Origin of the sequence: Vibrio chagasii, assembly GCA_041879415.1 — a bacterium.
Taxonomy (GTDB): Bacteria; Pseudomonadota; Gammaproteobacteria; order Enterobacterales; family Vibrionaceae; genus Vibrio.
In genome coordinates, this window is record CP090851.1 from 1579833 (window position 1) to 1603230 (window position 23398).

The window sequence follows — 23398 nt, forward strand, 5'->3', positions numbered from 1 at the left end:
TTCCTGCCTTATTTCGCACGTTTTAGTGTGTTTTTTTGGAAATCCTTGTCTTTAAGACCGGTCTGGAACACTAAATCTGTCGTGGTTAATACGGTGCTTTTGCCTGTTTGATGGTTTTGCATCGCCATGGTGTGTGCGCGCCAGTATTGGTTTAGGTATTGTTTGTAATCTTGGAACGATAGCGTCTTCAACAGTGCGCCTTTGCGGTCGTAAAACTCGACTTTCATTGGGCGGTAGTGCTGTTGGTCTAGCCATACTTTCTGCATGGTGTAGCCAGAGTTTTTGTCGGTCGGTACTTGCTCTAAAACAAAGGTGTCTACGCCTTCCAGTTTCGCGTCTTCAATGTAGTTGAAGGTGTACTTTTCTAGCTCAAACGAGCTTAAGTCTTCATACGCAAATTCACTGCCCATAAACGGGCCCGATTTGTTGCGTGAAGAGATGCGTTTCACACGCTTAAGTGCAGGCAGATACAACCACTGGTCATCGGATTTGGTGATGTGCGAATGGTTTAGGAAAGCCGTGCCTTTTACATCGCGCGGCTCATCAAAAATGGTTAAGCCTTTATCGCCATCGTTATCGACTTCCAAAGATTTCAATCGCATCAGGCGTGTGCTGCTTTCGCCTTGTTTATTGCGAAGTAGCATTTCCATAGTCGCGACAGAATCGCCCCACCCGACATCGACCGCTTTACGTTGCTCGGCGATTTCTAAGCCTTTCGCTGGGTCTGCTAACGCTGAGAAAGCGGCGAATGTGCTCACAGTCAACGAGCTAACAGTAAGTAATGTAGTAACGAATGATTGTTTAACGCTTTTCATAAATATCTCCTTGAGTCAGCCCACCGCAGCAGGCTGACGTTTCCTTATTTGGTCGATGTAGTCAGTTCGGCTGTTGGGCTAGGCTGCGACTTGGTGTCAGGCTTTGATTCGTGCTGAGGTTTAACTGAATAGTGGGTCTGTTTGTCGAAGATCATCAGTAGGCTTGGTAGCAAGATGAAGTCGACCACCAACGCAATGAAAATCACAATCGCGCTGAGTAAGCCCATGTCGGAGTTGAGTCTGAAGCTCGACATTGCCAGTACAGAGAAACCAGCCACGAGTACCACAGTGGTGATCCACAATGCGCGTCCAACCGTGTGGAAAGCGTATCGAACCGCTTCTTCCGCTGATTTCCCTTCGATTCTTGCGCGCTGGTATTTACTTAAGAAGTGCACCGCATCATCAACCACAATACCCAGAGTGAGCGTTACCACCACGGACAAACCAAGGTTGATTTCACCAGAGATAAGCGCCCACAAACCAAAGCCAATAATCGCAGGCGCAATGTTTGGCACTAGACTGATCATGCCTAAGCGAACTGAGCGCAACGCAAAGATCATCAAGCCAGAGATAAGTACTAAGGTGATAGGCAGAGTCGATAACATGCTCGCCATGTTGGTTTCGCCAATGTGAGCAAACATCAGTGATGGGCTCGACGCGACCACTTCATACTGAGGTGCATTGGCTGCAAACCATGAGTAAATGCGCTCTTCGAGTTCGACTAGCTCAACGCTACCGAGATTGTCGACGGTAAGTACCATTTTGATCGATGACTTATCGACGTTGATCTGGTTGTTCAAGTCCAAGCCATAAGGTAGAGACATCTCATAAAGCAGCAGGTATTGCGCAGCAAGTTCACGGTTAAGCGGCAGCTTGTAGTAGCTTTCATCGTCGCCATGCATGTTCTTGTTCAAGCGCATGTAAACATCGGAAAGCGTTGCCACGTGGTCGGTTTCTGGTTGAACGCGTAGCCACTCAGTAAAGTCACCAATCGCTTGCAAAAATACAGGATCGGCAATCGCTTGAGACTCGTTAGTCTTAACAGCAATGCTGATGGTGGTCATGCCGCTTACGGTCTCTTCCATGAAGTCGGCGGCTTGTCTAAATTCGCTTGAGGTATCGAAATACTTCACCGATTCATCGTTCACTTTGTTGAGTGGAATTAACGCGGCAGCGCCAACAATTACCAGAGTTGAAATCGGCAGCAATGCTTTACGGTTGGTGACGACAAAATCGCCCAGCTTATCCATAAAAGTGACTTGGTCTTCCGCTTTAGGATTGGCAGGCAGGCGTTTGACTGGCAGCAGTTTTAGCAACGCAGGCAACATAGTCACTGACAAGAAGCACGCGATGAGCACACCCAGTGCCGATAAGTTACCGAAATCACGGAGCACTGGAGAGTCCGACATATTCATCATCAAGAAACCAATCGCAGTGGTCACTGAGGTGATCAGAATCGGCATCGCATTGAGCTTGATGCTGTATTGAATGGCTTGTGCTTTCTCCATTCCGCGTTGCATCGCTTGTCTCATGGTCACAATCACGTGAACACAATCGGCGACAGCAAGAGTTAATACCAAGGTTGGAACATTAACCGTCGCGGTGCTGAGGAACATCCCTGCCCAACCGGATAAACCCATGGTGGCAACAATTGAAGCGATAATCACAATAAGCGTCGCCACGACACTAAAGAACGAGCGCAGCATAAAGGTCAGGAACACCAGCACCACCAACAGCATTAAGGGAACGAGCGTTGAGCTGTCCTCTTGAGCTGAAGTCATAAACGCATTGTTCATGGCAATGATGCCCGCTTTATGGAACTCGACATTTGGATACTGAGCTTGGTACTTACCGATCATGGCATTGATTGCCGCAATCACCTCTTGCACTTCTGCGGTCTTATCCACTTCTGGTAGCTGCACGGTTACGTTAACAATCGTCACATCGCCAGAGGCCGACACCAAGGCATTCTTAAGCAACGGTTCGTTAAGGGCGATCTGTTTTACTTTGGCGATGCGCTCTGGTGTGTGTTCGTATTCTTCGTACAGCAGGTCTTCCACCAAAAGATCATCTTCAATGGCTTCGGTGTGCTGATAATTAGCAAGGGAATCCACACGGCTTGAATACGGGATCTGCCACGCATCAACCGTGAGGTTTTGAATTAATGTGAGAGTTTCTGGGGTGAAGACATTGCCATCTTCAGGTGCGACAACAATCGCAAGGTTGTCGGTTTTTGCAAAGGTGGTTTGGATTTCATCGAACGCCATCAACTGCTTGTTGGTGCCTTCGAAGAAGATGTTGTAGTCCCCTCTAAAGTAGAGGCTCTTAGCCCCTAATGCAGAGAGAATGATGATTGAAAACACCACCAGCAGAACGATAAACGATCGCTTGGTAGGTATTGAATGCCAACTGTTTAGATCTGCGTTTGCACTATCGGCATTAGGGTTATCTCGGTTTTGCTGATCGAACGTGGGCTTCTGGCTGTCATGTTTCATCACAGTCTCCATTTGTGACGATTCGTCATATTTGTGTCATAAAAAGCCAGCCGAAGCTGACAAAAGACACAATGCTTAGTCAAAAACTCAAGAAAACAGCAACCACAGTCGGTCAATCTCAAGTTTGTGACGAATCGTCAAAAATGGTTATTAATAAACCCACATATGTGGGCTTAATGGAAGCTATCGACCTACAGACTCTAAGTAAGCGATCTCTTCACTGAACAGTTCTTGTTCTACACGACGCCAAGTTTTGCGGTAATCCCAATCGCTAGAGAGGGGTTGCCAATTGAGGCCGTCTAGAATCATGTTCGCGTTGTGTAATACTGAATACGGGTCTTGTAACCGCTTAATACAATGACTGTTTGATGCATTCTGTGACAAAGCATTTGAACCAAATGCAATTGACCAGTTAGCAAAAACGATGGCATCAGAACCAACACCAGAAGAGAACTTTAGGTCACCCGCTTCTACCGCTTGGTTAACCATAGAGTCGCATTGTTCAATCACCAACTCTTCCAGTTCATTCATCTCGGCGACGCGTGCACTAGACGCTTTCTCTAGTACCCACGGGCTTTTAGCCATGATCGCACAGGTTGAGAGTACCGGTTCCATGCGAGCATAGATTCGGTAAGCAACATGCAGTGCGACGATCTTTTCACGCGTGTTGCCTTCAAACTCTCCAGAACGAGCAAACATCATTGCTTCTGTTTTAAGAGAGTGAATACATAACGCTAAAACGACGTCTTCTTTGCTGCAAAAGTGATTGTAGATTGTCCCTTTAGAATAAGAGCTCGCAGCCGTTAGCTTGTCCATCGTTAGGTTTCCGAACCCTTGTTCTCGAACCAGATCTTTCGCCAACAACATCAACTCTACTTCTCGGTCTGCAATAGACTGCTGCTTTTTAGACAACACGCCTTTGCAACCAAAGATACCTTGTTTATCGCCTTTACAACCAAAGCCAAACATAATTTCTCAGTCCGTATTTGAGCTTAGCCATTATCTAAGCTTAGCCAGTATTTAAAACACTCCTATCCAATATTAACACGAATAGTAAATTCATGTAGTTAACCATTTTGTGACGCTTCGTCATTTTTGACTTATCGTCATAATAGCTCATTTATTGATCATATCAAGGTGTTTTATAAATTTAATATGCTTTGTGAATAGATACGTAAATCATCAATAGCTAACTTAGTGGCAATAAAAAGCCAGCAACTATCCGAATTGCTGGCTTGAAAGGTTTCATACTGATTGATGGGCACTCATGAATTGAACAGTCCCACTCCCACCAATTCTTATTGCTAACGCTTGTTACTAGTGCTTGTTGCTAATTCTGTTACAACAGGGCTTTACCATTTTCGCCCTGGGCGTACAGCGCCAAACTAATGGTCTTCAACGCTTCGGTTTCAGTTTCACTGACGGTTAACGACGACACGCTACTGCCATTCAAACGGCTCAACATCTGTCGAACTATTATCAACTGTGGTCTCACGCTCGGAATCCGAGTATCGATAAACTGAAACCAATCCGGGTTCATGTGGTGTTTTACTTTGTCCAACACATCTTTGTTGACGATGGTGAAGGTTTTAGCCCCCTCTTTGGCATCACGCAAAATGTCATAAATGACGTGTTCTTTCTCTTTGGCGACCAACATGCCTGAGATGTTGAGCTGTAACTCTCCGATGATGCCGTTCTTCATCTTCAAGAAGAACTTGATGTCTTTATAGCCCGAGCCTTGCGCTTTTTTATTGAACTGGCTTAGCCCTGATAATTTCGAGCCGAGGCCATAACGATCTTTCAAGGCTGACTGGTAGTGCTGGAGATCTTTGAACTCTTTAGTTCTCGATATGAATACCTTTGCCGCTGACATCGCTCGCACACTCTCGAACTCTATCGTCATACGTGCGCAGTCTTTTAGGTCTCCGATATCATCTAGCGGGTTACGGTTGGTAATTTTATCCAGTGCACCATTGAAGCTTTTAATGCCGCCATACGCTCCTGGTGGAACCGAGAGCTTGCCATTGAACAGAGAAACAACGTGTTTAGAGAACTCTTTCAGCTCTTCTTGTGCTTGGATGATCTCGCGATACATCATGAACAGTTGCTTGCGTTTAAGGTGTGCATTCGCCAGTTGGTTCTTGGCTTTAAAACTCGCCCCTTTCGACATGATCTTGGAGGTGCCATTGGGTGAGGTAACCACATTGCCCTGCATCTCTTCGCTAAGGTAAGTTTTGAAGGCATTGTCATCGGTTAAAATCGAATACATCAACTGGGCGACTTTACCCTGCTCTGTATTACGAAAGGATTGGCCTTGTAGGCTGGCTTTCAATTCCGCTAAGGCTTGTTGATAGGCTTTGTTGTTGACCAAACGAAAGCCTTGAGACATATGAGTCGATTTCTCGATATGCTTGAGAACTTCTGGCTTGCGTTTTTTGATTTCTTCTTTCTTCAATTCCCACTCTGTTTTGGTAAACGAGGTGCCGTTTTCCGGCATCATGGTGAATTCCACACTGGTTGGCATACAGTCTCCTTCTGTCGTGTCCATCCTTGAGTTGATTGTTCGCTTTTGGGCTAGCTTGGCGTCTAAGCGTAAACGGTTGAGCAAACTGGGTGTGCTGTTTTAACAAGAATCCCTAAACGTGCTCATTTGAACATAGCAATTATGCGAGCGTGCTACGAAAAAATTGGCGGGTCATGCTGCCTTTATGGGGCAAACCTCTCCTTATGGTTAATATTTGTCTCACTGATGTGGTTTTCTGCTAAGTTGCTATAAATTCAGTAAGGGGTGACTTACAATAGAGTCAACGACCTACCTTTTTTGAGAACACGATATTGAGCGCCAAATATTCTTATTTAGCTTGGCAAGTGAATACTTCTAGCCCAGCAGAAAAGCTTGTTTTATTGATGCTTGCAGACGGTGCGGATGAATCCGGTTACACCAATGTGTGCCTGCAATCGGCAAGTCAGCTTTGTGCTCTCTCTACGTTTGGTTTAGCCGACTGCCTGAAGTGCCTAGTCGACCAAGGTATTCTCGATAAGGTAAAAGTAGACTATCGAGATCAAAAAGAGATCCACGTATTCAAACTGCTCATTGAGCAAGAGCAAGCTGCTGCACCCGTTGAGGCTCAACCGGTCAATAGTATTCCGGTCTACTCTACGGCACCTGCACCTGCACCTGCACCTGCACCTGCACCTGCACCTAAGTTTCAGCCTGCTCCGGCACCAATGCAAAACATGCAGCATGCCCCTCGCCCACAAAGTCGAGGCTCAATGACCAGCAACACGGTTTCCACTCATGATTTGGATGAAGAGATCATTCCAACATGGGCAGAACGTGCGTTCAAATTCTCCGGCCTTGCTGGTGACCATAGCTTAATATGGAAAAAATTTGTCCTCTGGTATAAAGCCAAAGCCAATGAACTCATGCCAATCTCTCGCATCGAATCTAAGTTGCAGTACTGGTTAGTTAACGAGAAGCAAAATGAAAGACAACAACAGCAGAAGACCTCTCAATATTCAGGAAATGCAGGACAAGCTCAAGGAAATGGGTATCGACAAAAGCTTAGCCCATCTGAACGCTTCAGGCAGCAGCTCATTCAAAAAGGCAAAAAGCCAACCTTCTGATCCTGCACCTACAGTCGTTCCAGAAGTTTTACCGGCAGTTTCGTCGCCATCCGTACCTGTTGTTGAATCAGACACTGGCTCAAATCAACAAGTACCTGTGGTTGACCAAGATCCACCAGAACTTGAGCTAACAGACTGGTGTATCCATGTGTTCGGCTCTTTCTTGAGCGTGTACGAGACTCAGTGGGAATACCAGTACGGTAGTGAGCCAAGTGGTAAGTTCATTGAGTTTGCTAACTCTGTCGATTCTGACGGCCTTAACCGCGTACTTATGCACTGTCATGAGCGTATTCAGCTAGGCAACAGCTGGCCACCGCAAATGGGTGAGCTTTGGATTCTGAAAGACTCTCTGACAGAAGAAGAGCTGTTGGATAGCCGTATTCGAGTATTGTCTCGCACCGCTGCGAACAAGATTGAGAAATGGCTGATTCAAAACAAGCTGTATGACTTGAAACGCACTGCGGAAAACAAGCTTGATGGTCTGTTTAAGAAGTACTACTTGGAAGCAAAACGTTTAGATGAGAAAGGTATGCTTGAAACGGAATTACCACAATTCCTACTTGCTGCTAACTCAGTGAAGAACTTGAATGATTTGAAGCGTGAAGAGTACGAAAGCAAACACGGTAAAGCGCTGAATCCAAGAATCCAACAGATTCTCGACAGCAAAAAGTAGCCTCCCGCTTTCTAGTGTGAAAAACACATTGAATAGATACAAAAATGCCAGCAATTAAGCTGGCATTTTTTATGAATTCTTACGAACTCTTTAGCGACTAAGACCGACTAATTACAGTAGGTGGATAGTTGCGTTCAGAGAGAAAACGCCTGCGTCGTCATCTTTCATTTTGAAGTTTTGGTAGCTAGCGCCTACAGATAGTGGACCAAAGATGAAGTATTCAGCGCCTACAGCGTACATGATATCAACGTCGTCTTGCTTGAAGCTATCGCCTTTCACTTCGTAAGAGTGAAGACCACCCTTCGCGTATACGTGAAGAGGACCGAAGTCGATGCTTGGTTTGATTGCTAGGTAAGCTGTGCTTACGTCAACGTTTTGTGCAGCACGGTTGCCGTAGCTAACGTTGTCGAAAGAACCTAGATCCCAGTAACCCGCTTCAACACCGATAAGTGGCAGGATACCTGTACCTACGTGGATGCCCACTGCGTTTTCATCTTCGCCTGCGAATGAGTTTTGACCACCCATTACACCGCCGTACAACCAAGAATCAGCCATTGCTGTTGAAGATGCACCTAGCAGTGCTAGTGCCAATAACGTTTTTTTCATATTCGACCTTTTTCGTCCTAGTGGCAGGCCTTGAGTGGTAATAAATTGCCACCAAGTCGCCCTGTATGTAATAACTATTCAATTAGTAATGCAATAAGCAAGATTTATACCCAAACCTTGCCATTGCGTCTAGCATTATTCCTTTAGCAAGCGTCGATTGCGTTTTTAACACGCTTATCTGACACTGGATAAGGCGTACCGAGTTGCTGTGCGAAGAAGCTTACACGAAGCTCTTCAATCATCCAACGCACCTCTTTTACGTTTTCTGGAACCGCGATCCCTTTTGGAATTTTATTCAGCAGCTCTTTGTAATCATTCATTACTGACTCAACTTTGATCATATGCAAACGATCTTTGTTAGGGTCAATTGGCAGCTTCTCCATGCGGCGTTCGATTGCCTTCATATAGCGTAGGATATCTGGCAAGCGTTTCCATCCACATTCTGTGGCAAAACCCTTAAAAATCAAACCTTCTACCTGAGCTTTTATGTCAGAAAGTGCAAATGCCATAGAAAGATCAACACGCCCTTTCAGTTTCTTGCTGATGCTGAATGCGGTAGTAAGAATGGTTTCTACCTGCTGAGCAATCTCAACCACGGTGTCACCCAACTCTGCACGTACGTGTTCTTTCAGTGCTTCAAACTGTTCTGGTTCCCAAACCAAACCGCCCTTCTCTTCGATCAGCTTATCAATACCACAAGCGATACAGTCATCGATAAGATCGAGAACCTTGCCGTATGGGTTGAAGTACAAGCCAAGTTTCGATTTGTTCGGCAAGTTCGAGTGCAAGTATTTGATTGGCGACGGCACGTTCAACAAGATCAAACGACGCTGACCAGATTTCATTGCCGAGATCTGCTCTTGCTCCGTTTCGAACAGTTTGATCTCTACGCTGTCTTTGGTATCCACCAACGCTGGGAAGGCTTTTACATCGTAGCCACCGCGCTTCTGTTGGTAGACTTTTGGTAACTCACCAAAGCTCCACGTATGTAGGTTTTGCTGCTCGATATCGTCATCCGCAACTTTAGAAAGCGTTTCTTGAACTTTGTCTTTCAGTCTCTCTTTCAGTTCATGTAAGTCTTTGTGTTCTTTCAACTTACGTTTGCGATGATCCACCGCACGGAATGTTACCTTTAAGTGCTCTGGAATCTGGTCTAACTTCCAATCATCTCGTACCACTTCTACACCCGTCATGCGGCGTAGCTCTTTCTCAAGAGAATCCAGTAGCGGCGCTTCAAGTGGTGTCACACGAGCCAAGAACGCATCAGCGTAATTTGGCGCAGGCACAAAGTTACGTCGTAACGTCTTTGGTAGTGATTTGATTAAGCTAACCACCAATTCCTGACGCAGGCCTGGGATCTGCCAATCAAAACCGTTCTGGTCGATTTGGTTCAAGATAGGCAGCGGAATGTGTACCGTTACACCATCGTTGTCATCGCCCGGCTCAAACTGGTAGCTCAGTTTTAACTTCAGGCCATTTTGGTGCCAGAAGTTCGGGTAATCTAAATCGGTAACGTGGCTTGCATCACCGCGGAACAGCATCGATTTCTCGAAGTTAAGCAGCTCTGGAGTCTCTTTGCTGGTTTTCTTCCACCAAGTATCAAAGTGACGGCCTGAAACCACCTCTTCGCCTACGCGCTGGTCGTAGAATTCAAACAGTTCATCATCATCGATCAAGATGTCACGACGACGTGATTTGTGCTCTAGCTCTTCCACTTCTTGTAGAAGTTTGCGGTTCTGTTTGAAGAACGCGTGCTTGGTTTCCCACTCGCCCTCAACCAGTGCACTACGCACGAATAACTCACGGCTAATCGTTGGGTCAATCGCGCCATAGTTCACTAGGCGTTTAGGAACAATTGGAATTCCGTAAAGCATCACTTTTTCGTGTGCCATTACCGCCGCTTGTTTCTTCGACCAGTGTGGTTCGCTGTAGCTGCGTTTAATTAGGTGCTTCGCTAATGGTTCAATCCACTCAGGCTGAATTTTAGCAATCACACGGCCCCAAAGTTTTGAGGTTTCCACCAGCTCAGCAGACATGATCCACTTAGGCTGTTTCTTAAATAGGCCAGACGCAGGGAAGATATGGAAGCGCGCGTTACGTGCACCTTGGTATTCATTCTTCTCTTGGTCTTTCATACCGATATGAGAAAGCAAACCTGATAGCAATGAGATGTGAATACCATCGTAGCTGCCCGGTTCGTCGTTGAGCTTGGTATCCAGTTCACGCATTGCTTGGTGAATTTGGAAGTACACATCTTGCCACTCACGAATACGCAGGTAGTTCAGGTAATCTTGCTTACACTGTTTGCGGAATTGGTTGCTCGACAGCGCTTTTTGCTGTTTCTTGATGTAGTCCCAAAGGTTCACAAAGGTGATGAAGTCTGAGTCTTTGTCGAAGAAACGCTTGTGCTTGTCGTCAGACGATTGCTGTTTGTCTGATGGACGCTCACGCGGGTCTTGGATTGAAAGTGCAGACGCAATAACCATCACTTCGTGTAGACAGCGGTTGTTTGGCGCTTCGATAACCATGCGCGCTAAACGCGGGTCGATCGGTAGCTTAGACAGCTTACGACCAATTGCCGTTAGCTTCTTAGTATCGTCGCCTTGATTCTTGTTCTTATTGCTCGGTTTACCCGAAGCAATCGCACCCAGCTCTTCAAGCAGTCTTACACCATCTTGAATGTTGCGCTTATCCGGCGCTTCAACAAATGGGAATGCTTGAATGTCACCTAGCCCTAGTGCCGTCATCTGCAGGATTACAGACGCTAGGTTGGTACGCAGAATCTCAGGATCGGTAAACTCTGGGCGTGACTCGAAATCTTCCTCAGAGTACAGACGAATACAGATACCTTCAGCAACACGACCACAACGACCTTTACGCTGGTTCGCACTCGCTTGAGAAATTGGCTCAATCGGTAGACGTTGTACTTTGGTGCGGTAGCTGTAACGGCTGATACGCGCAGTACCTGGATCGATTACGTACTTGATGCCCGGAACCGTTAGCGAGGTTTCTGCCACGTTGGTTGCCAGTACAATGCGACGGCCAGTATGTGACTGGAAGATACGGTTCTGTTCACCCGCCGAAAGGCGCGCGTACAAAGGTACAATCTCAGTATCACGTAGATTACGCTTACTTAGTGCGTCCGCAGTATCACGAATTTCACGCTCACCGTTCATAAAGATCAGGATGTCGCCTAAGCCTTCATCACACAGCTCATCAACTGCTTCGAAGATACCTTCCATTTGGTCACGATCAGAATCGCTGTCGTCACCACCTAATGGGCGGTAGCGTGTATCAACTGGGTAAGTACGGCCCGATACTTCGATGATTGGTGCATTATCGAAGTGCTTAGAGAAACGCTCTGGGTCGATGGTTGCCGACGTGATGATCACTTTTAGGTCTGGGCGCTTTGGTAGCAACTCTTTCAGGTAACCCATGATGAAATCGATGTTCAGGCTACGTTCGTGCGCTTCATCGATAATGATGGTGTCGTACTGGTTTAAGAAACGGTCGTGTTGAATCTCCGCCAGTAGAATACCGTCGGTCATCAGTTTGATTTGTGTGTTGTCAGAAATCTGGTCGTTGAATCGAACCTTATAACCAACAAATTCACCCAGCTGGGTTTCCATCTCTTCGGCAATACGGTTCGCAACCGAACGCGCAGCCAGACGTCGAGGCTGAGTGTGACCAATTAGGCCAAATCGGCCGCGGCCAAGCTCAGAACAAATCTTAGGTAACTGAGTGGTTTTACCCGAACCCGTTTCACCCGCCACGATAACCACTTGGTTTTCTTCAATGGCTTTCGCAATATCATCGCGCTTTTGGCTAACAGGGAGAATCTCTGGGTATTCAATGGTTGGTTTTTGCGCAGCACGCTGGGTTGCCGTCATCATCGATTGGGCAATGTCTAATGCGATTTCATCGAAAACAGCATGCTTAGATTTTTCGTTCTTAATACGGCTTGCACCAGAAATGCGCTTACTTAGACGGAAGCGGTCGCGCATCATGCACTCATTTAAGGCCTTACGAAGAGAGGCTGGGCTATTTTGAGATGCGCTTGCTTTAGGTGCTTGTTGTTTGTTGTTTTGCTTTTTTTGATTAGCTTGATCAGCAGCAGAGTCCGATGTCGCGTTGGTATTCACGACATGGTTATTTTTATCTGCTTTTTCCGGAGACGAAGTCACAGCGTGTCCTATTCTTTCTCTTATATAAACTCGCGCGATTGTAGCACATAAGGGCTAAAACAAGATAATGGAAAGCGGCACTTAGCAGTCATTCAATTTTTTCGAATAAGTTCAGCGAATAAATCGCCTTTTGAGCGTTTTTAGTTTGCCTATAATCCATCACATAACAAAAACACTTATTCAAGGATTCCCATTATGTCTCGTGTATTAGCCCTAAAATCAAGCATCCTAGGCGACTACTCTCAATCAACTAAACTGGTTGAAGAGTTCATCAAAAATGTAGACCAAGATAAACTGACGGTTCGCGATCTAGCTGCAAACCCATTACCAGTGTTGGACTTCTCGGTAGCGACTGCACTTCGCGCGACGGAAGACCTATCTCAAGACCAACAATCGATTGTTGATCTATCTAATACGCTGATCGAAGAAATTAAAGCGGCAGATACACTCGTAATTGCTGCACCTATGTACAACTTCACTATCCCGACTCAGCTTAAAAACTGGATTGATCTCATTGCTCGTGCTGGCGTGACATTCACATACACAGAGAACGGCGTGAAAGGTCTCATCGAAGGTAAGAAAGCGATTGTAGTGACGACTCGTGGCGGCATTCATAAAGACGCAGCAACTGACAGCATAACGCCTTACCTACGCACTGTACTTGGTTTTGTTGGCATCACGGATGTGGAATTTGTTTATGCAGAAGCACTAAACATGGGTGAAGACGCAGCAGCAAAAGGCATCTCAGAAGCACAAAGCAAACTTGCTGAGCTAGTGTAAAACTATGCCGACACAGCAAATCGTAGTGTTGGTTTGATAGATGTAAATAAGAGCCCCCTTTAGGTACAGTATGCTAAAGGGGGCTCTTCTGTTTTGCTTTCTATGTGAATTGACTAAAGCATGTTTGGGTTATTTCAGAGTCACAGTAACCTTATCTGTCGCTAGGCTACTTCCACCGACATACACATCCACTTCACCCTCTTCGTACATAAAGCATTGTTGGCTACCGTAGAATTTTAGCTCATCTGCCTCAATCTCAAGTCTCACGGTTTTGCGCTCATGTCCTTCTAAAAGGCACTTAGCAAAGGCTTTCAGCTCTCTCTGAGGACGCGTTGTAGAAGAAACCATACGTGAGATATAGCACTGAACGACTTCTTGCCCAGCAATCGCAGAGGTGTTTTCAACTTCAACCTCAACAATTAGGCTCTCGTTCTCTGTAATTTCAGGCGTCACCGCCGTCAATTTCCTATACTCAAACTGCGAGTAGCTTAAGCCGAAACCGAATGGGTAAAGTGGTGTATCTTGCTCATTTTTATATGGCATGTACTCTTGATACGCTCGCATTTTACCTATCGGTTTGCGGCCGTAATGCATCGGGATTTGCCCTGTACTTCTTGGTACTGTCATGGTGAGTTTGCCACTCGGATTACTATGACCAAACAGTAAGTTACCGACCGCATTGCCTGTCTCTGTGCCACTTTGCCATGCATAAACCAGTGACTGGGCGTATTGCTCAATCTTAGGTGATGGTACGGGCCTACCTGTACACTGAACCACAATCAGAGGTTTGCCTATTTTTCCGATAGCCTCAATCAACTCTTCTTGACCCGGTGGTAGCACAAGCTCGGCGATATTACGTGCTTCTCCCGTTCGGCGATGGCTTTCACCGACACACAGTACGACGACATCACTGCGATGCGCACACTCCATCATGTCATCACTAAACGCGCTTGAATCAGTAATTATGGTGTTCTCTGGCGCTGCGGCTTGGATGCCATCGGCAATCGTTGCAACGTCGTCCGCATTGCCATCTAAACACCAAGAACCAAGGTGCTGCCTCTGTGAATGAGCATGAGGGCCAATCACAGAAATGGTTAAGCCTTGCGATTTCAAAGGTAGCAAATCACCGTCGTTTTTAAGCAGTACCATACTTTCTTCAGCAAGAACTAACGCTTTGCGCTTATGATCTTCTAGACCCAGCACACTCTTATGCAGTTCAGGGTCGATATATGGTCGTTCAAACAACCCAGCGCGGAACTTAGTTAACAGCACACGGTAGACTGCTTCATCTAGATTTTCTTGCAAGCTTGGATTGTTCTTCACCAACTCTTCAAGGGTATCTTCGTAGGCTTCGTGCGTCATCGCCATATCCACCCCCGCATCCAACGCCTTTAATGCCGCAGCCGATGGGTCTTTCGCAACTTGGAAGTATTCCAGATCGGAAATAGAGCCCCAATCACTGACAACCATGCCATCAAACTTATGCTCGCCTTTGAGCCAGTTTCGAATCAATGGACGAGAGCCAGTTACCGGTGTACCACCAAGGTCGTTAAATCCAGACATCATGGTTGCAACACCAGCTTTTACTGCTGTAGCAAAAGGCGGCAGGTGCACATTATGTAAGGTGTTATCACTCAACTCAGTCGTGTCGTAATCACGACCACCTTCTGATGCGCCATAACCTACAAAGTGTTTGGCACACGCCACCAGCTTATTTGGCTGTGAAGGGTCATCACCTTGAAAACCTTTCACCACCGATTTTGCAAACTGACTGGTTAAGTATGGGTCTTCACCAGAGCTCTCAATCACTCGCCCCCAGCGAGGATCTCGAACGATGTCGAGCATAGGCGCAAAGGTCCAGTTGATGCCCAATGAGGCCGCTTCAGCCGCAATGCACTCGTAAGCTTCTCCAACCAATGCTAGGTTCCAAGAACAGGCTTGAGCTAGCGGAATAGGCAACACTGTCTTTTGGCCATAAATCACATCACGAGCGAATATGATTGGAATCCCAAGGCGGCTTTTTTCCATCGCCACTTTTTGGATCTCATTCAGCTGGTGCGGGTCAACCGATTCACCCGGCGCATTACCCGCCCACGCCGTGTCAGCAAGGATGCGTGAGCCATACGCACCCTGCTCTACTTTCATCAAGTACTCTTTCTTGTTGTCGTCATAATCCAGCATTGGCGATTGGCAAAGCTGACCCACTTTTTCGGCAAGCGTCATCTGAGACAGTAAATCTTGCGCCCTAGTTTGGTAACTTGCTGAGCTGTCTTTGTATAGAGTCATCGATTAGATCTCTTTCATTTTGTAACGTGGGAAAGCTTCAGCTAGAAACTCAGTCATCTCTTGGTATAACGCATCATTACCAGACTGCTTTGCTAAGCGTCGCAGTTGGTCGGCCGCCGTTGGTACATATCTAGAATCAAGCTGAACGTAGATCTCGATGAACTCCATCAACTGCTGTTCGTTAAGTTGCTCAATGATCAATACAGGCTTTTCTAATGACTCGTAGTAAGCATCTGGCTTAGGACCAAGCGTTGCGTTTCGCCAAGTTTCAATCACCTGTTGATAGCCGCCCAAATACTCGTCTTCAATTCTAAGCTCGAGTTTGTTCATCCCTTTTAACGCAGTCACTAATTCACCTTGCTCGTATTGCTGCTCTGCGTAGGCAAAGTAGTTTTCAGATAGTGAATAGGCTTTCAACCAAGCCGAACCGTAGGCGATTAGAACAACCGAGGTCAGCGCTAATAATTTATATCCTGTCGATACTTTCATTACTTAACCCCTACGCCAGTAAATGCCTTGATGAAGTTCTTCTGTAGGCAGAAAAAGACAATCACAACAGGAACCGCAATCATGGTGGTCATCGCCCATAGTTGCTCTAGGTTGGTTCCCGGAACTTCAGTTTTAAAGTTGTACAACGCAAGCTGCAGCGTCATCAAAGAATCATCTCGTACGTAAAGTAGTGGCCCCATAAAGTCATTCCATGCTCCCATGAAGGTCAGAATGCCGACCGTTGCTAGAGCTGGTCGCATCATAGGCAGAATGATTTTGAAGAAGATACGCATCTCGCTCGCGCCATCAATTCGCGCCGCTTCCAAGTAGGCGTTGTCTATCTGCTTCATGAACTGCACCATCAAGAAGATGTTGTATGCACTGATTGCCCCCGGAATGATCAACACGCGATAGGTGTTAATCCAGTTCCACTCATACATCATCATGTAAGTTGGGATAGTGAACAAAATCGCCGGAATCATCATCGAACCAAGAATCACTTTCAGCCAAAACTCGCGACCAGGTAAGTTGGTTTTTACAATCGAATACGCGACCATCGATGAGAACAGTGTGTTCAGTACCGTGACAGTGACTGAGATAAAGATGGTGTTGAAGAACACTCTTCCCAAGTTCACTGAATCAAACACCTTGATGTAACCAGCAAACGACCACTCTTTAGGTAAACTGTTCGGGCTGTGCATGATCTCAGGACCGGTCTTAAATGAGTTGATCACCATGTAGAAGAACGGATACAACACAATAAGGGTGGCAACCAGAAGTGTGCCGTAAATCAGTAGGTTCTTTTTCTTATCAGCATTCATGATTAGTCTTCCTTACTGGTGATTTTTAACTGCATCATCGTCAGCAGGTAAATTACGCAAGCGAGCATTAAGCCAATGGTTGAAGCTTCACCCATCTTCATCTGCTCAAAACCGGTTTGGTATAGATAGAGCACAGGGGTCAGCGCCGATTGGTAAGGGCCACCGTTTAAGTCGAAGTTCATGAACACTTCGATAAACATCTGCAGGCCATTAATGATGTTCATTGTCATCACGAACACGATCTGCGGCATGATCATCGGCAGAGTAATTTTCTTGGTCTTACGCCACCACGATGCACCATCAATGTCAGCAGCTTCGAACAGAGACTTATCGATGCTGGCGATACCACCAAGGAAGATGATCATTTGAACGCCAAACCACTTCCATGCACTGAACACCGCAATCACAGGCATTGGTAGCCACTCTTCAAACTTCCAGAACACTGGCTCTGAAAGAAGATTCGCGCCCACCATGGTATTTTGAATGGGACCTGAAGGGCCTGACACGAAGTCGAAAATGATCATCGCTACGGTAATCGAGGTCACCACTGGAATGAACATGATGGTGCGGAACATGCTCGATAAGAACTTAATCTCATTGAGAAGCAAGGCCAAACCCAGTCCAATAACGAAGCTCAACGATACAAAAATGACTTGGTTAAACACCACATTGAACAGCGACTTCCAGAACAAGAAGTCCGTTACCACGGTAATCCAGTTGGTTAAACCGATGAACTTGGTGTTCTCTGGCATCAAGATATTTACGCTTAGAAAGCTGCTCTCAAACGACAAGAAGAACGGGTAAATCAAAAAAAACGCGAAGTACACAATCCATGGTGCAAGGAACAGGTAGCCGGTTATGAGGTTATCTTTTTTCATAGTTTCACTTAGACCTATCACACTATTCGTTAATGAGTTTTTCAGCTTGCTTCGCCGCTGCTTCCACCGCTTCTTCAGCAGAAACATCTTGCTTAACCACCGCTTTGGAATACTGCTCAAGAATGACGCCAGCCATGTCTGATGACAGTGCAAAAGGTTCATTCAATTTTGCATTTGGTAGTTGTTCAACAAATGGCTTAGCTTCTGGCGTGTTGTAGTAAGGTCGGTCTTTTAGCGAGATCAGTGTTGGCAGTTGACCCAGCGCCATGTTGGCCTTGTGGTTGAACTCGTCTTCCATCATCAGCTCTAAGAACGCCCAGGACAGCTGCTCTTTCTCGACACTGTTTTTGAAGATCATCAGCGCACGGCCATCCAGTGTAGAATATGAGGTATCGCCTTTGTTCAGCGTCGGAATCGGTGCTAATCCAACATCTTCTCCCACCACCATCGGCTTGCCTGCTGCTTCCGTTAGGTTTGCTTTCCAGCCAAAGCCAAACTGTGGCCACATACCAATGGTGCGTGAGAAGAAGTTCTTCTCCATGGTCAGTGGCGCATACTGCTGCGCCTTCGCCATCGTTTCAAAAAACAGCGCTAGGCTCGCTTCTTCTCTATCGAAGTTAGGGTTGGTACCGAAACGATTAAGCAAGCCGTATTGGCCGTCGTTGAAGTTGTAGTACATCTGAGCCAGCATGCTCCAGTACCAGCTACCCCAAGACAGTGCTTCGTTCCAGAATACGGTGCCGTACACTGGGCTGCCATCTGCTCTTGGAGGCAGTTGGCTGATCTTTTCTGCCGCGTGTAAAAATTCGTCCCAGGTTTGAGGTGGGTTCTCTGGGTCTAAACCCGCTTCAATGAACAGCTCTTTGTTGTAGAGCATCAGCGTCGTTGTTGCATTCCAAGGGATGTAATAGCTTCGACCGTAATTTTTCTGCATGAATACAGGATCGATCCTGTCCTCCATCGCATTGAATCCTTCGAACTGCTCTAAGTAAGCGAGCTTACCCATCTTCGCGTATTTCGCGGGTTGGTAACCAAACACACCTGCATATAGGTTTGGCACATCACCTGCTGCCATACGGGTCTCTAAGTTTTCATCGTTTGATACGACTACATCTACGTTGGGATACCTTTTTTTGAACTCAGGAACTAACTCAGAACGGACAAAGTCCATGTAGTTACCCACTGGGGTCATGACTTCGATACGGGTATTATCTGCGAGTGACACTTGCGAACTCAGCGCAAGCACACATCCAATCAACCACTTTTTCATAACTATCCTACAGAGTTTCACGTAAAATTAATGACGTTGGCAAAATCGTTAATGCTTGTGAGTCTTTAGCTTTTTCATCAAGCGCATTGATAAGCGTTGATGCTGCAAGCTCCCCCATCCCCTCTTTCTCATGGGTAACGGTGGTTAAACTAGGAATCATTAACTCTGCCATTCTTATATTGTCGAAACCGACGAGCTTCATTTCACTCGGGATGTCTATTTCAAAACGCTTCGCTGCGCGAATTATGCCGATCGCCATCTCATCGTTGGCCGCAAATACCGCGTCGGGTCTGCGCCCTTGCTCCAATAATTCCTTCATCTGCTTGTAAGCGGTCTTTTCTGTGAAATCGCTTTTGATCAAATGATGGTTTTTAACTGGTATATTGAAATAGCCCAAAGCTGAGATGTAGCCATCCAGTCGCTTCTTGCTATCGTATGAGTCTTCTGGCCCAGTGAAGAAGTAGATGTCTTTGCAGCCCTTAAGCACCAACTCTTTGGTTGCACTGAATGCGCCACCAAAGTTGTCGATAAGGATGTTATAGATACCGGGAGCACTTATTTCTCGGTCTAGAACCACCATAGGGAAATCTGGGCCTGCGACCGACTTTAGAAACTCGGTATCAAATGAATTGGTTAACACCACCGCGCCATCAACAACTCGATCTCGAATATACTTGTGAGCCGTAGAGTCTTCATTGCCATACATGCTACAAGCCACGACATCATAGCCACGCTGGTGACAGACCTTCTCGATACCTTTGACAAGTTCGCTGTATATCGGGCCAAACCAGTTGTTTAGAAACAGGCCGATAGCATAGCTACGACGCTGCTTCAACTGCTTAGCATTGGTGTTAGCGACATAGTTCATCTCGTGAGCAATATTGAGAACATGCTGACGCGTCTTTTCACTGACACGATTGCAGTCATTCATTGCGTACGAAACGGTTGCGATGGAGACATTCGCTTTTTTAGCTACGTCTTTAATAGTCACTTTCATTTCACTTCTTTCCTTTAAGAGCCCAGCTCTTCACACCTTGTATTTTTCTCATACTCAGCCTTTGGGTTGGGCCCATCGCTGAGCCCAACAGATTATTAAAGGGAGATATGAAGGGTGTTTTCTTCACTACTCAATCTCTGAAGCAACCATTCGCGTGAGATCTTCGCACCACCAGAACGGTAGCGGTTCTCAGTCAGTTCAAATGGCACCGTTTCACCGTTTATCGAGATTGCTTTTGGAGTGTGTGAACCTTCAACCAAATCGATAACCAAGGTCACTGGCTTCTCATCAAGCTCAAAGTGGATCTTCGTTTGACCAACTCGCGGAGAGATTACTGGGTCAAGAATGAGATCGTTGTGCGCGAATCGAACACCAAAGACGTTAGAGATAAGTTGGTTAACGTAGATGCCCGGGCCACTTGAGTAGATTCTCCAGCCGCCTTTCACCGCAACTTCACCGTTTTTAACTTGGTCAAAGTTGTCGTATGCCGTTGGTCTGTCATTGAACTTCGCATCTGAACTTGAGAAGTACGCGTTTGACTGACGAAGCTCAGCATTTGGCACGTGGTCTTGAATACCCACAGGGATAATCTTGTACAGGTTGTCGAATACCGCTTCAGCATCGCCCAACTTACATAGCGCTTCGATGAATCGAATATGAGCGTGACAGTATTGAAGGCCCACTTCGCGTCCAAGGTTGGCTGCCAGTTCTGCGCGCTTAAAGTAGCTCTGTTTACCTGCTTTGTACTCGGCCATTTTGTCCATCAAGCGAACACCGTCTGGGTGCACAAGATTTTGCTTGATGATGTCCATGTGAGAGCTCGCCATTTCTGGAGCAAACACTTCTGAAATGATTGAACGGCTTGCTGGCAATAGACGGTAGTTGATACCCGTTTTTTGGTCTGATGGATGCAGCAAGTGTTCGATTTGCTTAACACTCCCCTTTTCATCACGATCAAAGTGGATAAAGCCTGCAATCACGCCATCTTTAATCAAGTAATGGTGGTAATCACTTTCCATCTTGTCGGCCAACTCCATCAAAGAAGCCGCGTAGTCTTGATGTTCACTGCCTTGAAGGGCTTGGTACATACCTTTAAGGGCTTGTAGCGTTAATGGAATTGTCCAACCACTCACCATGTTCTCACGCAGTGATTGGTTCGCTGGTTGCAGCGTATCGTCCCAGTCGCCATCGCCGTAGCAAGAGAGCGATGTACCCGGTACAAGGTTATCAAGCATATGCTGAACTTGAGTCTGTACGTGGTGAATTAACGTGAAGCGGCTTTCGCTCTTTACAAAGCCCTCTTCTGCTAGCGTGTACGGCAGTTCAACATCCAGAATACTGATGTCGCCCGTCGTATTTAGGTAATCAGCTAGAGCTTTAAGCGGCCATACTACGATGTCACCGTGCGCTTCTTCTTGTTGAATAGTCGCGTATTGGTCGAACATGAACCACTGAGGCCAAGTACCCGTTTCTTGGTATTGGTGGCTGTAGATCTCTTCTAGTACCGCTTTTGCCTTCTCGTATTCCTGCATCGACATAAACAGTTCGAATGGGCCTTGAGACACATCACGCGTACCCCATGCAGCACCCGAGTATTGCTCTAAGCCGTGTGGTGTTGAGTAGTGAACTAAGGCGTTGTGAGTGAACCAGTTCAGACACGTATTGATGCGCTGGCTGTTGCCGTTGTCATCACTGAAATTAACATTGAAGCCTTTAGTCAAAGACTGAATACCTTTTTGGTATTGCTCGCGTTCCGTCTCAAACGCCATAAATTGTGCAGTAGTGTCTAGCTCGCCCGTCTTACCGCCAATCGCGATAGAACAGTGGCTTTCAAGAGAACCGTTCAGTACCAGATACTCCACTGAATCAGAATCCGCACGTCCGATCGTTTCAGCCGTTACGTCCATGCCTGACACTGCAAGGCCATAGCTCAGCTGCGGCATGAATTGATCAATCAGTTCATTCTTGCCTGTCACTGTGAACAGTTCGCCATCTCTTGCAATCTCTACACTGCCTTCGCCTTCGTTGTTACCGAAAACAAGTTGGTGTGACATTTTGATTGAAAGCGGAGCCTCAATTCCGTGCTTGGTGATATCTAGCTGGATGATTGGGCTTTGCGCACTTGAGAACGAAACGATCTCTAGGTAGCCGCCAAGTAGTTTATAGATCCAACGCGAATAGTTTTGGCCAGTTTCGTAAGCCGAAGGCATGCCCAATAAGCGGTAGGTTCCTTCCACTTCAACCCATACTCTTTGCCCCGCATGAGTGAATTGGTTTAACGGGTTTCGGCACACACCCAATAGTTTATTGAATGAGGTGTTGCCAAGCGTCAACTGTGAGTTGAAAACACCGCTGATGTAGTGTGTCGAGCTCATGATAGATTGCTGGTAATCTTGATTATTACCCGATGCAATCACATGACCTGTCATACGCTCTAGATGCTTCTCTTTTTCTGGCAAGGTCACGTATTTGTTGTCGCCATAGAAGAATGACAGCAGTTCACCGTCTTTAACGTCTGCGAACGTTTGATCATCACCGAAGAACTCTGTGATCTCTTTCTCGCTCAGCTTTTCGCCCTGCAGGTACTCGCCTTTAGGTTGGTGCACACAAGACAGAGGCTCACGTTTCATCTCTTCTGATAACGTCAGCTGAGCATGCTTAGCTGTAATCTCTTCCAGTTCAATGGGCTCACCCGAATTTGATTTCGGCAAGTCCGCAGTGACAACGCCGTAGAAAACCACTTCCTTAGACGAGTCTGCTGCAAGCGTGATCTCTTCAGTTTGAAGCGCGATGTAGCCCATCTCATATTGATATTTTTGGTTTTCAAGTTGAGCCGCGTTCAATGCTACGGCCTCACCGGTTAACTTGAACTCTTTACCAAAGAACTGGAAACCATCGGTGCTGTAGCCAACAACAGGTGAAAGAGAACCCAATTGAATGCGCGGGTTGCCTGAAGATTGAGGCAAGTTCTGACGGCTACAAACCACGTAACCCATTTGGTTTTCAAAGATTTGATGGTCGAGGTACTGAGAGCAGTACAGTTCATTGGTTTTAACTGCGCCTTCATCCGCAAGGCCAACATCTTGACCGTAAATCAGGTCATACGTCAGTGGTTGTGAAGAGAGGTTGGTAATGTTCACATCGTAGAAAAACGTATGATCAGCCGTTTTAATCGACACAACGGCTTCAAAGTCTTCGGTTGTTGTTACCCACTGTAGTGAACCATCGCTCTGCTTAAACGTTTCAATCTTGTTATTAAAAAAAAGCAATGGTGTGACATTTAATTTACCTTCGCCTTTAACACGAAGAAATACATTCGAGATAGCCATTTCTGAGTCAGGCGTATCGAACAAAGACACCATTAAACGATCACTGCGAATTGCGCCTAGTACGCCATCTGCGTTGAATGTGAGGTTTAGGCTTTCATTGCCGACGCTCATTTGTGATCCAGGTTGAATGTGGTGCATAAAGCTTTAC

16 protein-coding genes are annotated in these 23398 nt (G+C 46.3%); 3 read left to right on the forward strand and 13 right to left on the reverse strand.

Annotated elements, in window-relative coordinates; translation table 11 throughout:
- Positions 1 to 8 precede the first annotated feature (8 nt).
- From L0991_07090 to L0991_07105, 4 genes are all read right to left on the reverse strand, one after another.
- Positions 9 to 815 (reverse strand): outer membrane lipoprotein-sorting protein, encoded by an 807-nt coding sequence (locus L0991_07090; GenBank protein ID XGB61215.1) that lies wholly within the window; start codon positions 813 to 815, stop codon positions 9 to 11.
- A 44-nt stretch (positions 816 to 859) separates the two neighbouring features.
- On the reverse strand, positions 860 to 3322 hold the full coding sequence (locus L0991_07095) for an MMPL family transporter (GenBank protein XGB61216.1): 2463 nt from the start codon (positions 3320 to 3322) through the stop codon (positions 860 to 862).
- Between the two features lie 171 nt (positions 3323 to 3493).
- Entirely contained in the window at positions 3494 to 4279 is a 786-nt protein-coding gene (locus L0991_07100; GenBank protein ID XGB61217.1) for a TetR/AcrR family transcriptional regulator, read from the reverse strand.
- A gap of 370 nt (positions 4280 to 4649) precedes the next feature.
- Positions 4650 to 5834, reverse strand: a complete 1185-nt coding sequence (locus L0991_07105) for a hypothetical protein (GenBank protein ID XGB61218.1) — start codon at positions 5832 to 5834, stop codon at positions 4650 to 4652.
- A 311-nt stretch (positions 5835 to 6145) separates the two neighbouring features.
- Here L0991_07105 and L0991_07110 point away from each other — a divergent pair, with 311 nt between their 5' ends.
- On the forward strand, positions 6146 to 6937 hold the full coding sequence (locus tag L0991_07110; protein XGB61219.1) for a hypothetical protein: 792 nt from the start codon (positions 6146 to 6148) through the stop codon (positions 6935 to 6937).
- Positions 6858 to 7610 (forward strand): hypothetical protein, encoded by a 753-nt coding sequence (locus tag L0991_07115; GenBank protein ID XGB63865.1) that lies wholly within the window; start codon positions 6858 to 6860, stop codon positions 7608 to 7610. Before L0991_07110 ends, L0991_07115 begins: the two co-directional genes overlap by 80 nt.
- A 111-nt stretch (positions 7611 to 7721) precedes the next feature.
- On the opposite strand, the gene L0991_07120 is transcribed toward L0991_07115, so the two are convergent.
- Both L0991_07120 and hrpA read right to left on the reverse strand, forming a co-directional pair.
- Positions 7722 to 8216 carry a porin family protein gene (locus L0991_07120; GenBank protein ID XGB61220.1) on the reverse strand — a complete coding sequence of 165 codons (495 nt, stop codon included), beginning with the start codon at positions 8214 to 8216 and terminating at the stop codon, positions 7722 to 7724.
- Positions 8217 to 8359: 143 nt separating this feature from the next.
- Positions 8360 to 12223, reverse strand: coding sequence for an ATP-dependent RNA helicase HrpA (gene hrpA, locus L0991_07125; protein ID XGB63866.1), 3864 nt, complete (start codon positions 12221 to 12223; stop codon positions 8360 to 8362).
- 372 nt (positions 12224 to 12595) lie between these two features.
- Here hrpA and L0991_07130 point away from each other — a divergent pair, with 372 nt between their 5' ends.
- Positions 12596 to 13180 (forward strand): FMN-dependent NADH-azoreductase, encoded by a 585-nt coding sequence (locus L0991_07130; protein ID XGB61221.1) that lies wholly within the window; start codon positions 12596 to 12598, stop codon positions 13178 to 13180.
- Positions 13181 to 13309: 129 nt separating this feature from the next.
- Here the strand turns inward: L0991_07130 and L0991_07135 are convergent, their stop codons facing one another.
- The 7 genes from L0991_07135 to L0991_07165 form a co-directional block, all read right to left on the reverse strand.
- Entirely contained in the window at positions 13310 to 15466 is a 2157-nt protein-coding gene (locus L0991_07135; GenBank protein XGB61222.1) for a glycoside hydrolase family 3 C-terminal domain-containing protein, read from the reverse strand.
- A 3-nt stretch (positions 15467 to 15469) separates the two neighbouring features.
- On the reverse strand, positions 15470 to 15955 hold the full coding sequence (locus L0991_07140) for a hypothetical protein (GenBank protein XGB61223.1): 486 nt from the start codon (positions 15953 to 15955) through the stop codon (positions 15470 to 15472).
- On the reverse strand, positions 15955 to 16776 hold the full coding sequence (locus L0991_07145; protein ID XGB61224.1) for a carbohydrate ABC transporter permease: 822 nt from the start codon (positions 16774 to 16776) through the stop codon (positions 15955 to 15957). The genes L0991_07140 and L0991_07145 overlap by 1 nt, the downstream gene beginning before the upstream one ends.
- Before the next feature lie 2 nt (positions 16777 to 16778).
- Positions 16779 to 17654 (reverse strand): sugar ABC transporter permease, encoded by an 876-nt coding sequence (locus L0991_07150; protein ID XGB61225.1) that lies wholly within the window; start codon positions 17652 to 17654, stop codon positions 16779 to 16781.
- 22 nt (positions 17655 to 17676) lie between these two features.
- Complete coding sequence (locus L0991_07155; protein XGB61226.1) at positions 17677 to 18924, reverse strand: extracellular solute-binding protein; 1248 nt, start codon at positions 18922 to 18924, stop codon at positions 17677 to 17679.
- Between the two features lie 7 nt (positions 18925 to 18931).
- The gene (locus L0991_07160) at positions 18932 to 19921 is read right to left on the reverse strand and encodes a LacI family transcriptional regulator (GenBank protein ID XGB61227.1); all 990 of its coding nucleotides are present in this window, start codon (positions 19919 to 19921) and stop codon (positions 18932 to 18934) included.
- 95 nt (positions 19922 to 20016) lie between these two features.
- Positions 20017 to 23388 carry a cellobiose phosphorylase gene (locus L0991_07165; GenBank protein ID XGB61228.1) on the reverse strand — a complete coding sequence of 1124 codons (3372 nt, stop codon included), beginning with the start codon at positions 23386 to 23388 and terminating at the stop codon, positions 20017 to 20019.
- Between the last annotated feature and the right edge of the window lie 10 nt (positions 23389 to 23398).

What these genes read in the sequence shown, in the direction of transcription:
- L0991_07135 (XGB61222.1), bottom strand. Translation starts at nt 15,466, where the DNA reads ATGACTCTATACAAAGACAGCTCAGCAAGTTACCAAACTAGGGCGCAA.
- L0991_07145 (XGB61224.1), bottom strand. Translation starts at nt 16,776, where the DNA reads ATGAATGCTGATAAGAAAAAGAACCTACTGATTTACGGCACACTTCTG.
- L0991_07115 (XGB63865.1), top strand. Translation starts at nt 6,858, where the DNA reads ATGGGTATCGACAAAAGCTTAGCCCATCTGAACGCTTCAGGCAGCAGC.
- L0991_07160 (XGB61227.1), bottom strand. Translation starts at nt 19,921, where the DNA reads ATGAAAGTGACTATTAAAGACGTAGCTAAAAAAGCGAATGTCTCCATC.
- L0991_07150 (XGB61225.1), bottom strand. Translation starts at nt 17,654, where the DNA reads ATGAAAAAAGATAACCTCATAACCGGCTACCTGTTCCTTGCACCATGG.
- L0991_07165 (XGB61228.1), bottom strand. Translation starts at nt 23,388, where the DNA reads ATGCACCACATTCAACCTGGATCACAAATGAGCGTCGGCAATGAAAGC.
- L0991_07140 (XGB61223.1), bottom strand. Translation starts at nt 15,955, where the DNA reads ATGAAAGTATCGACAGGATATAAATTATTAGCGCTGACCTCGGTTGTT.
- L0991_07105 (XGB61218.1), bottom strand. Translation starts at nt 5,834, where the DNA reads ATGCCAACCAGTGTGGAATTCACCATGATGCCGGAAAACGGCACCTCG.
- L0991_07090 (XGB61215.1), bottom strand. Translation starts at nt 815, where the DNA reads ATGAAAAGCGTTAAACAATCATTCGTTACTACATTACTTACTGTTAGC.
- L0991_07130 (XGB61221.1), top strand. Translation starts at nt 12,596, where the DNA reads ATGTCTCGTGTATTAGCCCTAAAATCAAGCATCCTAGGCGACTACTCT.
- L0991_07155 (XGB61226.1), bottom strand. Translation starts at nt 18,924, where the DNA reads ATGAAAAAGTGGTTGATTGGATGTGTGCTTGCGCTGAGTTCGCAAGTG.
- L0991_07120 (XGB61220.1), bottom strand. Translation starts at nt 8,216, where the DNA reads ATGAAAAAAACGTTATTGGCACTAGCACTGCTAGGTGCATCTTCAACA.
- L0991_07095 (XGB61216.1), bottom strand. Translation starts at nt 3,322, where the DNA reads ATGGAGACTGTGATGAAACATGACAGCCAGAAGCCCACGTTCGATCAG.
- L0991_07100 (XGB61217.1), bottom strand. Translation starts at nt 4,279, where the DNA reads ATGTTTGGCTTTGGTTGTAAAGGCGATAAACAAGGTATCTTTGGTTGC.
- hrpA (XGB63866.1), bottom strand. Translation starts at nt 12,223, where the DNA reads ATGATGCGCGACCGCTTCCGTCTAAGTAAGCGCATTTCTGGTGCAAGC.